The 14,040-nt window shown below is 41.3% G+C and carries 8 protein-coding genes; 6 read left to right on the top strand and 2 right to left on the bottom strand.

Annotated features, from left to right (window positions below):
* Positions 1-256: 256 nt before the first annotated feature.
* The 6 genes from QUB11_RS13020 to QUB11_RS12995 all read left to right on the top strand — a co-directional run bounded on the left by QUB11_RS13020 (position 257) and on the right by QUB11_RS12995 (position 8,617).
* Positions 257-1,597, top strand: a complete 1,341-nt coding sequence (locus QUB11_RS13020; RefSeq protein WP_333390754.1) for an adenylosuccinate synthase — start codon at positions 257-259, stop codon at positions 1,595-1,597.
* 155 nt (positions 1,598-1,752) lie between these two features.
* Positions 1,753-1,959 carry a hypothetical protein gene (locus QUB11_RS13015; protein WP_333238890.1) on the top strand — a complete coding sequence of 69 codons (207 nt, stop codon included), beginning with the start codon at positions 1,753-1,755 and terminating at the stop codon, positions 1,957-1,959.
* A gap of 25 nt (positions 1,960-1,984) precedes the next feature.
* Complete coding sequence (locus QUB11_RS13010) at positions 1,985-2,203, top strand: hypothetical protein (RefSeq protein WP_333238888.1); 219 nt, start codon at positions 1,985-1,987, stop codon at positions 2,201-2,203.
* Positions 2,203-2,574: a hypothetical protein gene (locus QUB11_RS13005; RefSeq protein WP_333238886.1), complete on the top strand. Its 372-nt coding sequence runs from the start codon at positions 2,203-2,205 to the stop codon at positions 2,572-2,574. Before QUB11_RS13010 ends, QUB11_RS13005 begins: the two co-directional genes overlap by 1 nt.
* Positions 2,575-2,638: 64 nt before the next feature.
* A complete protein-coding gene (locus QUB11_RS13000) occupies positions 2,639-3,244 on the top strand; it encodes a 50S ribosomal protein L25/general stress protein Ctc (protein WP_333205376.1) in 606 nt (201 codons plus the stop codon).
* Positions 3,245-3,796: 552 nt separating this feature from the next.
* Entirely contained in the window at positions 3,797-8,617 is a 4,821-nt protein-coding gene (locus QUB11_RS12995) for a tetratricopeptide repeat protein (protein ID WP_333390752.1), read from the top strand.
* A gap of 515 nt (positions 8,618-9,132) precedes the next feature.
* On the opposite strand, the gene QUB11_RS12990 is transcribed toward QUB11_RS12995, so the two are convergent.
* Complete coding sequence (locus tag QUB11_RS12990) at positions 9,133-11,478, bottom strand: glycosyltransferase (protein WP_333390749.1); 2,346 nt, start codon at positions 11,476-11,478, stop codon at positions 9,133-9,135.
* Between the two features lie 59 nt (positions 11,479-11,537).
* Positions 11,538-13,724 (bottom strand): glycosyltransferase, encoded by a 2,187-nt coding sequence (locus QUB11_RS12985; RefSeq protein ID WP_333390746.1) that lies wholly within the window; start codon positions 13,722-13,724, stop codon positions 11,538-11,540.
* Positions 13,725-14,040 lie beyond the last annotated feature (316 nt).

Below are 14,040 nucleotides of genomic sequence, written 5' to 3'. Positions count from 1 at the left end.
TAGCCAACAACCTCCAGCCGGTAAACTCTTCCACATTTAAGCTGCACATGGGATTCCCCTAAAAACTCGTCAAATCCTCACCCATTCTTCCCCTCTCCTACTCTCCCTTCCCAAGTCCCCCGATAGGGCTGGAAGTTGGTTTTTGAGAGCAATACAGCCTCAACTCTCTCAATTGTAACAAAAATTTATTTGACATTTAGGACGCATTCGTACATAATCGGAGATTGTGTCAACCTGAACTGAACGCGAGAAACCCTTGGCTAACGTAGTTGTGATCGGCGCCCAGTGGGGCGATGAAGGAAAAGGCAAAATTACCGATTTGCTCAGCAAATCCGCAGATATCGTTGTCCGGTACCAAGGGGGCGTCAACGCCGGTCACACCGTGGTAGTAAACGGTCAGACTTTCAAACTACACTTAATTCCGTCCGGGATTCTCTACCCTGATAAAGAGTGTATTATCGGCTGCGGTACGGTCATCGACCCGAAAGTTTTAATTGCAGAGTTAGATCAGCTAGAGGCACTGAATATTTCGACAGCCTCGCTGATGATTTCGGAGACGGCTCACGTCACGATGCCCTATCATCGATTAATTGATGTAGCATCGGAAACCCAGCGGGGAAATTATAAAATAGGGACGACGGGACGCGGCATTGGCCCTACTTACGCCGACAAGTCGGAACGTACTGGCATTCGGATGCTAGATTTAATGGACTTGGACGGGTTGCAAGAACAATTGGAATGGACGATTAATTGTAAAAATGTCCTTCTCGAAAAACTCTACAATTTGCCGCCTTTAAATCCGCAAGATGTAATTGATGAATATCGAGTTTATGCCGAACGTTTGCGACCGCACGTAGTTGATAGTTCCCTAAAGATTTATGAGGGAATTTACAAGCGGAAAAATATTCTGTTTGAAGGCGCGCAAGGCACTTTATTAGACTTAGATCACGGTACTTATCCTTACGTTACTTCCAGCAATCCCATCGCTGGCGGTGCTTGTGTGGGAACCGGAGTCGGCCCAACCACGATCGATCGCGTAATTGGCGTAGCAAAAGCTTATACAACCCGCGTCGGAGAAGGCCCCTTCCCTACCGAAATGGTAGATGGAATTGGCGCAATTTTGGGCGATCGAGGTGCAGAATTCGGCACGACAACCGGCCGCAAACGCCGCTGCGGTTGGTTCGATGCGGTAATCGGTCGGTACGCAGTCCGCATCAACGGCCTTGACTGTCTGGCAATTACCAAACTAGATGTTTTGGATGAATTAGAAGAAATAAAAGTTTGCGTTGCTTACGAAATTGACGGCGAAAGATGTGTTGATTTCCCGAAAAGTTCCCGGATATTTGCTCGGTGCCAACCTATTTACGAAACCCTTCCCGGTTGGAAACAGTCTACGGAAGAGTGCCGGAATTTGGAAGATTTACCGCCGCAAGCATTGGATTATCTGAAGTTTTTGGCAGATTTGATGGAAGTGCCGATCGCGATCGTTTCTCTCGGAGCCAGTCGCGACCAAACTATTATTGTAGAAGACCCGATTCACGGCCCGAAACGCGCTTTGCTCTCTGCTGACGGTACGCCAGTAGCAGCACCAGCCTAACGTTGTCAGGTAAAATATAATGTTGGGTCTCGATCCATAATACTCGAAGCTTTTGGCAGTCTCGTCGCGACCCACCTAGCTCAAGGTTCCAGGAGATTAGTGCACTTGATCCACGGCGAGGTCAAGTGCATCCTTATTTACAAGGAGTTACGTAAATGACTGACGAGGATGAACTGATAGCACGGCTAGAAGTTCACAGAGACATGATTGGGTGGGTTATAATAGAGCTAGGGAAAGAAGGAATACAAGCCAAGAGAACAACCGGAAACAATCCCAAAGGTGATATTTTGATAGTCAACGATCGGGATGTTCCGCGAGTTAAACAGCTACTCCGCAATTGGCAGAGCGAATTCAATCGTTAATTTATAAAAAAAAATATAAACAATAATGAATGAACCGCATATTGAAATCAAAGCCTGGAAAAACAAGAAAATAGATTCCACAAAAGCTCAGGAAATATGTCAAAAAGGGACTGTGATTGGAGTTATTACCACAGGAAAAATTACTCAACCGGCTAAGGCTGTATTCGACAAAGCAGATGTAGCTTGGGTAGAAAATTTTCCAGAAAGTGAGTTGTTGAATCAGGAAGGTCAAGAGGAAAGCTAATGTTAGATATTATTTTTTATGCCTTCAAAACTGCTCGACCACCGCACTATGTCGAAATGTCGGAAGACGTTTACGAGTGGTTGGCCAAATCAGAATTTTCCAAAATCGGCAAATCTGTCCCCAGAAATATTTTGATAGATGAAGAAGAGGAGAAGCTACCTGTAGTTGAGTTAGATCGAGATATTCGCCAGAAGCTCAGAAATTTTTTCCGCGATGCCATTATCTGCGAAAGCGATACCGTCCTCACCAAGCTGGGAGATTCCCCTCTCAAAGAAGAGTATCAAACAGCAACCTACCGTTTGAGGAAATTGCTGGACTTGCTAAAATGTGTTGAAAACGAAGATTATCAGTATCTTCAGCGGGTCGTTTAATTAAGCGCGATCGCAATATCACAATTCTGGTAAAATGTGAAAACAATCAGCAGAAAGTCATAAAATGGAACTCGCAGTAGAATGTCAAAAGCGGGCAGAAGGCAGCAAACCTAACGCCCTCCGCCGCTCTGGATTGATTCCCGCCGTCCTCTACGGCCACAAAGGCTCTGAATCCATTTCCCTTACCATCAAAGCCAAAACAGTTGAACACCTGCTCAAAAAGCACGTAGTCAACAATGCCCTAATTGACCTCAGCATTCCCGACCTCTCTTGGAGCGGAAAAACCTTACTGCGGGAAGTTCAAGTTCATCCTTGGAAGGGCTATCCTTACCACCTGAGCTTTTTCTCCGTCGCAACTCAAGACAGTCTGGAAGTTGAAGTGTCGCTGAATTTTGTCGGCGAACCCGTCGGCGTCAAGTTAGAAGGCGGCATCTTGGATACCGTGCTGACGCAACTGGCAGTTAAGTGCAAACCTGACAGCATTCCTGAAGCAATTGAAGTAGATATTTCTCATTTAAAGGTTGGGGATGCGCTGCATATTCACGAGTTAGTTTTGCCAGCAGGAGTGGTAGCTCTGGGCGAACCAGATCAGGTGGTTGTTAGCGTGCTGGGAATTCAAGCAGGTTCTGAAGCCGAAGACGCAGAAGAAGACGCAGCCGCAGCAGCTTAATTAGTAATTGCTAATAGTTGTTAACTAATGGTTGAAAAAAAAGAGCGATCGCTTTCTCCCAAAAGGGCGATCGTTTTTTCCTAAAAAGGCTATTCTCGTTTGGGTTCGATCGCACATCTTTCACCCTTCTCAAAAACAGGCAAGATGCCTGTTCCACAAACAGTGAATTTGTTGTGTTGTGGGGTGGGCTTCTAGCCCGCCCGTAAAAAGCCTATAGAAAAGGGTGCAATCTCCCTTGCCCCGTCCACAAGAAAGCATCCCACAAGCAAGAACCCGGAGTGTTTACGTTTGTTTACAAAACGGGCGATCGACCCGAAGCTACAAAAATCGCGACTGGCGCGCAAATCAGCCAGAAAGTGGGCTGATTCGTAAATATTTTTTAGCCGTAAAATCAAAAAATCAGCCGAGAATCCCGGTTCCTCGCCAGCACCGGGAATCAAAAAAATTAAGAATTGGGGGAACAAGCCCGCTACTCTTAGTGTCAAACGCGAGTATAATTGTGAAACGTTTAGACTACCCTATTTAATTCCTGCCTCTGGAGCCGCCGCCCCTATGCCATCAACAGTCAGTACAGAATCAACAGCGGTTCAATTTAACCAACAGGGAGAAATATACTTATCCCAAGGAAAAATAGAAGAAGCCATCGCCTCCTGCGAGCAAGCTTTGAAGATTCACCCCAATTTTGCACCAGCTTACAAGACTTTGGGCAACGCGCTGCAAGCTCAAGGCAGGATGGAAGAGGCACGGCACTGGTACGCTAAAGCGATTGAAATAGAACCGAATTTTGCGGAAGTATACGCGAATTTGGGCAGCATTTGCGCGCAGCAGCAAAAATGGCAGGAGGCGATCGGATTTTATCAAAAGGCGATCGCGATTAAGCCGAATTTCGCGGGAGTGTACCGGAATTTAGCAAAAGTATTTGGACAAATTAACAAACCGGAAGAAGCGCAGCAGTGCTGGTATCAAGCATTTAGTTTGGAACCGGACAAAGTAGCGCCGGGGGAACACTTGAATATGGGCGACGCTTTTTTCCGGCAGGAAAAATTCCCCGAAGCGATCGCCTGTTACGATCGCGCCATAAAATTAAATCCTAATGTGGCGACAGCTTACCAAAATTTGGGCGAAGCGCTCAAAAAACAAGGCAAGTTAGAGGAAGCGACAGCATATTATCGCAAAGCTATTGAACTGAACGCAGCTAATGCGAGAAACGGCAGCGAGGGACAGGAAACTTTGGCGGGTGCAAATGGAACAAACGGTGCAGTTAAGCAACAGCAGCCCGCAGCCACCGCAGTTAAGCCACCAGTGCAGCAGGCAGTTAAGCCGCCAGTGCAGCCGCCAGTTAAGCCGCCAGTTCAGCAGGCAGTTAATTCTACAATTAATATAGAAGATCCAGAAGCATACAAAATACTGGCAGAAGGCTATTTTGCTCAGGGCAAAGTGGAACAGGCGATCGCAGCTTGCAAAAAGGCACTGCAAATTAAGCCGGAAGCGCCGCTTTACAAAATGCTAGGCAACGCGCTGCAAGCTGGCGGCAAAATTGATGAAGCTAAAAGTTGCTATGTCAAAGCAATAGAAATCAACCCAAATTTTGCCGAAGCTTATGCTAATTACGGCAGCATTTGCGCGCAGCAGGAACAGTGGCAGCAAGCGGTTTCTGCTTACGAAAAGGCGATCGCCCTGAAGCCGGATTTTGCCGGTGCTTTCCGCAATTTTGCGAAACTTTTGACGCAGTTAGGAAAGTCGGAGGAGGCGGCTGAGGCTTGGTATCGAGCATTTGCGATCGACCCCAAATCCGGCACGGCTGAGGAACACGAGAATTTAGCCAAAACTTTGATCGAGCAAGGTAAGGTAGATAAGGGAATTGACTGTTACCGGCGCGCGGTTGAGTTGAACCCAAATGCTGGCGCAGCTTATCACGAATTGGGCGAAATTCTTAAGGGGCAAGAACAGTGGGAAGCGGCGGTAGAGGCTTACAGCAATGCTATTAGAAACAATCCCGATCTTTCTTGGTCGCACAACAATTTAGCTGAGTCGCTGGTTAAGTTGGAACGGTGGGAGGAAGCTGTAAATGCCTACCGCAAGGCGATCGAATTAAATCCAGATTTTAGCTGGTCTCACAACAATTTAGCCGATGTGTTGCTCAAGCTGGAACGGTGGGAAGAAGCTGTAGAGTCTTACCGGAAAGCAACAGAATTAAATCCAGATTTCAGTTGGGCGCACAACTATTTAGCAGACGCGCTGATTAAGCTGGGAAGGTGGGATGAGGCAATTTCGGCTTACCAAAGGTCGATCGAACTCAATCCAGACCATTTTTGGGCGCACAACAATTTAGCAGAAGCGCTGGTGAATTTGGAACGTTGGGATGAGGCGGTTGTTGCGTACCGGCGTGCTAATGAAGTTAATCCGAATTTCTTCTGGTCGCAGAGCAAATTGGGCGACGCGCTGCTAGAAATGGAAAGGTGGGAGGAAGCGATCAATGTTTACCGACGCGCGGCCGAGTTAAATCCTGATTTTCCGTGGAGTTATTACAACATGGGAACGGCTTTTGAGAACCTGGAACGGTGGGATGAGTCGATCGCCGCTTACCGCCGCGCTGCGGAAATTCAGGCGGATTTGCCGTGGCTGTCGCAAAAGTTGGCTGATGCTTTGAGGATGCGATCGCAGTGGGATTTGAAGGATGCTATGCGTTTGTATCGGCGGGCGATTCAGGATAATCGTGATGACGTACAGTTGTATCACAAGGCGCTGGAGATTGCGCCGAATGATGCTGACCTTTATGTTGAGTTGGCTAATGCTTTGGTGCGGAAGAATTGGCCGGATGGGGCGATCGTCTTTTATCAGATGGCGTTGCAGATTCGGCCTGATGACAAGGCTATTTCTGGGCGGTTAGAAGAGGTGTTAAAAAAAAAGGGTGTAAGTAGGGCGATCGCCTCTAGTCCAGCCAATTCCCCCATTGAAAGTTTGCTATTAGATTCGTATACATCAATATATGAACGAGCAGAATCTTCGGTGAAATTTGGACAATGGAGAGAGGCGATTATTTGTTACATCAGAGCATTTCAACTTCATCCCGATCTGCAACATACAGACTGGGTTCAGCGTAATTTAGGTTCGGCACTAAAGGATGAATCGAACTTACAAAGATTACTTAATTTAAAATCGGCTCCATCTTACCTCAAGTTAACTGTCATAGTCCCAATTTTCAATGCTTATGAATATACTAAAAGGTGTTTAGATTCTTTATTTAAGCATACCAGTAGTCAGTATAATGTTCTCTTGATTGATGATGCTAGTCCCGATACAAGAGTCAGAGAATTGACGGAGCAAATAGCCGCTAGATATTCTCATGTCAGGTTAATTAGAAATCAAGAGAATTTAGGTTTTGTCAAGAGTTGCAATATCGCTTTTCAAGCAACCGCAGGAGAGGATGTTGTTTTACTTAATAGTGACACTGTAGTTACTAATAATTGGCTCGATAAGATGATCGCGGCTGCTTATTCAGATGCTAGAGTGGCCACAGTCACACCTTTAACTAATAATGGCACGATCTGTTCGGTACCAGTTTGGCTAGAAGAAAATGAAATCCCGGTGGATCACACTATTGATAGTTTTGCGGAATTGATCGATAATATTTCTTACAAATGTTATCCTACCATTCCTACAGGTGTAGGATTTTGTATGTACATTAAGCGAGAAGTATTAGATCGAGTTGGTTATTTTGATGATGTTCATTTTGGCAAAGGATATGGAGAAGAAAATGATTTGTGTTGTCGTGCTACTGTAGCGGGATATACTCATATTATTGATGACGCTACTTTTGTTTATCATGCAGGAGGTAAATCTTTTGGCCCAGAAAAACAAAACATCATCAATAATAATTTACAACAGCTTGCCCAGCTACATCCAACCTATTTAGGAAACGTTGCGGGTTTTATAGAAAACAAGCCTGTTCAAGATATTATTAGCAATATTCAACTGCATCTTCGGTTGTCGGAGATTAAACGTTTATCACCCATCTGTTTTATACTGCATAATGATACTGAACTACCTGTTAATCATAACTTGGGGGGGACTGAATATCACTGTTCTGAGTTAATTGCAATAATCAAGCAAAATCGTCCCGTTTATACCTTTTATGGTACTGGCCGATCAACAGTCATGTTCAACATTTTTTTCCAAGAAGAAAACTTTAGATTTGAGTTTCCTTGTCAATCTCTCTCTAGTCGTCCCTTTTTGGCTGCTCAAAGCTTATCAGAATTATTTATCGCGCTAATGAAGTATTTTCAACCGCAAATAATTCACATTCACCACTTAATTAATTTACCGTTAGTAGATATTGCATTTGGATTGAAAAGTCTGAAAATACCATACATTATTTCTACCCATGACTATTACTTTATTTGTCCGAGTCATAATCTTTTGGACTTACATAAATCTTTTTGTTTTGAATATAAAAGTGAATCTTATTGTCAAAAATGTATTCATTCTTTATTTAATGAAGGAGAAAATCTCAAGCAAGAATGGTATAGTCTTTGTCGAGAATTAATGGTAGGCGCTTCGGCAATTATTTCTCCTTCCGATACAGCTAAATCTTATCTAATTAGAGAATATCCACAACTGAGCCAAAAAATTAAAGTTATTCGTCACGGAGTACACCCACAAAATCAACTAGATAAGTTAAAATTTAGCCAAGAAAGCGGTCATAACTCCCATGGTTACAGTTCCCCTCTTAGAGTTGCTTTTGTAGGTACAATGCACCTCATTAAAGGATTAAATGTCGTCATTGACTTATTGCAAAAAGTATGGGCAAAACAGATAAATGAACTGTTTTCTTTTGAATTTTATGGCCCAATAGACAACTCAGAGATTGATGATGAGCTCATGTTTTTGATGAGAGAAAATACTAAAATTTATGATGCTTATTCTCGCGAAGATTTACCTAACCTCTTAAAAGGTGTTGATGTGGTTATGCTTCCGGTTATTTGGTCTGAAACTTATAGTTTGGTATTAGATGAAGTTCTTTCACTAGGAATCCCTGTTATTACTACTCCTTTAGGGGCAAATGCTGAAAGGGTGAAAAAGTATGGTGTGGGATGGGTCAGTAAATCTTGTTCGGCTGAAGACTTATTGGAAGTTTTAATTTTCTTAGCTCACAATCCCGTTGAACTACATAAGATAAAATCTAGTCTTTCTCAGTATCCGCTAGTCTCTTACGAAAGTATGACCCAAGAATATCAGAAAGAGTATGAAAAATTTGTGGCAGTTTCAGTTGAATACCCTCAAATAGCCAACAACGACCAGGATAAATTTAGTTGGTCAATATTTGTGGCTTACTTAAAGGCCAAATGGATAATATATAATTTAGGTTTTTAGGTGGGGTAATACTGAAGAAAAAAAACTTGGAAAAACTTTTGACATTTAAGATCCACGAAGACTATAATTAGTCTGGTGACTCTTAATATTATGATATCGTGTCCATTCCAAGACTCCAGTGTCGGTATTGACTTTGGTGACATTGATCGCGAATAAACCGGGTGTGGCTCACTCGGAACGGGCTCAGTTAGGGCAGCAATCTTGGTGGGTATAGGTTAGAGAAAACATGAGCTCTCCAACTTTTATCTCTCCAGAACATATCCAAGATATGGTGGGAGCCGATGGCTTGACTTCTTATTGTAACTATGATTGTGATTGGCAAATTCATTTCTATGTGCCAGCAAAATGGTTTAAAAATTCGTGAAAAATTTGGTAAGTTATGCGGTCAAGAACTGTTCGTAGTGGAAAAATATAAATTTAAAATATTCCTAATTTTGCCACTAGCAACAATTTGCAGGAATAAACTCCCCAAATTTATTTATTAATCTGGGGAGTTTATTCATCCTCAGTTAAATTTATGCCATTGGTAAATTTAACTCGTTAAGGAAGTCATGCCAAGATTGAGAAACATCAGGAGGTATGACTCTGGCTAAATATTTTTGATGAACATCTGTCCAGGCTTTTTGGCCTATAGTTTCTCTCATTTTTGGGTTAAGTATTAACTCCCTTAAGGCATTGATCCAATCTTCAGTAGTACGGCACAAGTAGCCATTTTGACCATGTTGAATTGCCACTCGAAAGGGAGTGACATCAGAAGCTACGGTTGGTATTGACATGATACCTGCTTCAAAGTATTTAAGCTCACTCTTGCACTCTGTAAATTCATTGTTTTGTTCTAATGGTGCTAGGTTAATGTCGGTTTTTCTATATAATTTAGGTAGTTCCTGCCATTCTCTGTAAGGCTCAATATCAATTCGATGTTGGAATTGATGAAAGCTATCGGGAAGATCCAACAATCCCACTATCATCAAACGAACTTGAGGAAACTCTGACATGATCTTTAAGAGGGCATTCCCACACTCGGCAAAATCTTTCTGATGAGTTTTTGTCCCACTAAAGTAAACGATGCGAATTAAACCATCTTCTATTTTTTCGATCAAACGAGCCTGCATCGCTAACTTTTCCCTTTCATAACTCATCAAGTTACGGGAAACTAGGATTGGTTTATTTGGCAGATAATTGATTAACTCGGCTCCTAACTTTTTTGTAGTGACGATCGCCCCATCACATATAGACAAAGCTTGCTTACATCTCTTAACTTCATCTTCGTACATAATCTTTTCATCGATACTCATACTGCGATAAGCATCATTATGTTCTAGTTTGAAAGGATCAAACACTAAATCATCTGTACTATATAGCACCTTAGTTCCACCTTGGCGAGCCGCTAAGACAAATTGCTCAAATTCATTACTGTGAGCCTGTCTGTGGGCAATTACTATGTTGTATTGATTTTTCAAGATATCTTCGTAGGGAAATACATCAGGTGGGAAGGTATCAACACTAAAACCCATATTTCTTAATAACTCAGCTTGATGTAAAACTCGATACCAGTAGGAGCCAGCAGGACAATCACTGATCATACCAATTCTGATACCAGTAGTTTGATTAATTTGGGCAGATTCTAAAGATATTAGATTGGCATAGTTGGTCAAATCTAATTCGACAGGAATACGACATATTGTGGCATTGACTAAAAACTGAATATACCAAGTAGTATTAGCTGCCTCATCTGGTAATGATATGTAATCGTGGACTCCGACAACATTGTGAATTGGATAAGCTACTACCACATCAGGGCGGACAGTAGTGTTAAGTAGCTTGATAAATGTGCCAGAATCGTTACAAAAAGCTGGTTGTCCGAGCAAATTCTCTTTGAGAGTGGCGATCCAACATGAGAGCAGAATATCACGGGTATTAATTGGGTCACTAGGTTTTGGTGAGTCCAAGCAGTAATCAAATAAATTCTGGTTTTGGGAAATTTCTTCGGAATTGGGCTGCCTAGATTTTTCTATAGTAGTACATACACTTTGGAGCCATAGTTGAGAATTATCTAGTTGTTTTTTGACTCGTTCGATCAACGACAACTCAGATGACTCAGGACATGGTTCCTGTTTGGGGAAAGTTTTTATTGTTTCTGATGGTTGAGATGCTTTGATAGGTAAGATTTCCTGTTGGGGTACGGATCCCTCTAACTTTCTCAAAATACAAATAAATTCTTCTTCATTTTTTTGGATTAACTCAATATCAAAAGGCAAGTTTAATTTTTGCTGGCAATAAAGCAATAATTCTATAAAACTGCTTTGTTCCCATACATGAAAATGAATGCTATAATCTATCCCTAGTAAATGTTGTACCCTTTCTTCCACTTCCTTTTCAGGAGCTTTTTGTACTAGGTTAACCCACTCTTCATAATGATCTTTTTTTGACCACTCTGGGCCGTCGGTATAATCACGAATTAGATGGTCTAATGGAGTTAAGGGTCGCTCTCGATCGAATGTATATCTTTTATCAGGTACAGCCATATAAATAATGCCGCCTGATTTTAGCACTCTCAAATTTTGTTTAATTGTGCCGATGGGATTTTGACAATGCTCGATAGTATGATTGGCAATAACAAAATCTAAGCTGCCATCAGCAATAGAAGACAAGGTTTCGCCATCATCAATAATATCAACATCAACTAATTGGTGTTGGGCTAATTCTGGATAATGTCTTCTCAATTCCGATATGGGTAGTCTGTCCAAATAACGGACTCTGGCTGTTTGGGGAACAGGTAGTGGCCCGTGTAACGCACCCACCTCTATACCATCCCCCAATATGTACTGTTCGGCAATGCGGTCTCTAATATTTAAACTCATTGGACTATCATCCTATTGGGTATCTTTGTGAACAATAATACAGTTTAACAGTTTTTTAGCTATTTTAGCTTAACCTTGGATACCAAGAATTGACGAGTCAACTGTTGCCATTCTGGCATTCCTAGCAATTTGCTAGAATCAAAACCATAGCCCTTCTCAGATGAAAAATTGGCAAAACTTTCCAGCCAGTTAACCATAGTCTCAGTGCGTGATAAGGGTGTATATTGGAGGGATTGTTGTAATGATTTAAACATTGGGGCATAATCACCCTGCTGATAGGCATACCAAGCATCCCAAACTAAAAGTCTATATTGCGTTTGCTTAGGTGAGTTGGTATCATCGCTAGTTAAAAAATGCTCAAATTGCAATCTATATAGTTGTTTTTGATTTTGGTATAATTCAGACTGTGTTTGTTGCAATTGAGACTCTACTTTGGCTAAATTGACTGCCCTATTCGCTAATTCAGTTTGCTGGTAATTTAGTTGTTCTTGGTATTGCTGTTTTTTAGCTTGTAACGCTTCAATCCCTTGGTGAAATTGCTTTAACATAGCTTCTTTTACTTGTAATACATTCTGAAATCGCTCCAACAGTTCTGTAAGTTCGTCTATTTTTGCTTCAGCTAACTGTTCACATTCCGCCGATTTCTGTTGAGTTTTTTCTAATGCGGCTTCATACTGTATCAACTTATGTTGAGTTTTTTCTAATGTGTTTTGAGATTCCGCCAATTCCTGTTGAGTTTTTTCTAATGTGTTTTGAGACTCCGCCGATTCCTGTTGAGTTTTTTCTAATGTGTTTTGAGACTCCGCCAAGATTGCTTGAGTTAGATGCAGTTGAGATTGGGAGTGATGTAACAAACCTAGCATTTGATTTTCTTCTTCTTGATTAATAAGAAATTGAGATTGCAAGTTTTCCAAGTCTGATCGAGTTGCTTCTAATTCTGACTGAGACTCTGTTAATTTCGAGCGAGTTGCTTCTAATTGCGCTTGAGACTGTTGTAAAGCTTCCTCAGTCTGGTGCAGTAGCACCTGAGACTGTTCTAACACTGACTCGACCTGTTGCAATTGAGCTTGAGATTGTTCCAATTCAGTCTGAGTTTGTTGCAATTGAGCTTGAGATTGTTCCAATTCAGTCTGAGTTTGTTGCAATTGAGCTTGAGACTCGTTAAACTGGAATTGTAACTGATTAAAATTCATGAGATTTTGCTCTTGAGACTCTTTTAACGCAACGGTTCCAAAAATATCCTGGTTTCCCGTAAAAGAAATCAAATCCGAAACATCAAAGAAATATTTTTCCCGTATTTTTTCAGCTAGATTTACACAGCCAAAAATCTCATGCAAAATTTCTAGTGCAAAATACTTGTGCTGTTGGCTCTTCTCAACTTTAAAAGCAAGCATAGCAACAATAAAAGGTGAATAGTCGGGATTGAATTCATCAAGATTAATATTGATATTTATGTCATTAATTCGTGTTTGAATAGGAAAAACCTTAAAGATATTCTCAAGTATTAGTGAATTCAAATAATTCCTTAAAACTTGAATTAATTCCCACAAATAACGAGGTTCTTTGGTTTTTTGATTGTCCCCATCCAAATTACTTGCCTGCGCTTTATGAACTCTATACTTTACCAGCTTTTCTGGTAAAATATGTATATCGTGTTTCATGCACATTTTTATCCATAAATCGAGGTCATGGAGCATTGCCAATCTCTCATCATGCTTTCCACTTTCATGTTGGGCTTTTGCTCTAATCAAGGCACTAGGGTAACATAAACAGTTACCATTTAAAAAAAAGTGCTTGAGCCATTCAAAACGAGTTCTATTGGGTTGCAGAAATACCTTTTTATAATAATGAGATTCATCAACGAATATATTACCGAGATGATCGATAATTTCAGCATGGCTAAAAACAGCACCTATTTGAGGATTTTCTTCTAAAAAATGGATCTGTTTCTCAAGTTTATTGGGTAGCCAAATATCATCGGATGTAAAATTTGCTATGAATTCACCTGTTGATTCTTGAATCATAGTATTCACACATCTGCTTACTCCTTGATTGATAGGGAAAGTAAAAAGCTTAATTCTCGGATCTTTAAATTGTTTTATGAGCTCAGCGCTACTATCAGTAGAACCGTTGTCTGTAATCAAAATTTCAAAATCTTGGTACGTTTGATCCAAGACACTTTGAATAGCCTCAGCTATATATTTTTCGTGATTATAAGCGGGTATTAAAATTGAGACTCGTGACATGGATTTATTTTTTTTATTTTTTTTGTTTTTTTTGGCAACTTGAAATAGTCAGCCATTGTTATATAGCAATCCGATCTGAGTTTCAAAAGATAACGAAACCTTGTCTTGCTATACTCTTTGTCTAGCAAATATTTTAGGTTTTCCAGCTCAATACCCCTGACAGTTTTTGACTAAAAGCCTAAAACCTTTATTTTACCGTTAGCGATCAAGGCTAGACAAAAGCCTAAAACCCTTATTCTACCGTTGGTGATGCCTTCGGTTGGCTGCGCCTACGCCAACTGTCGGAAGTATTGCCAGCTCGAAAAAATCAATTAGG

It is taken from the genome of Microcoleus sp. B6-A1, from assembly GCF_036705085.1.
In the GTDB taxonomy this organism is placed as follows: domain Bacteria; phylum Cyanobacteriota; class Cyanobacteriia; order Cyanobacteriales; family Microcoleaceae; genus Microcoleus.
The sequence above is the reverse complement of the archived record's forward strand: the minus strand, read 5'-3'. Positions and strand labels throughout refer to the sequence as shown.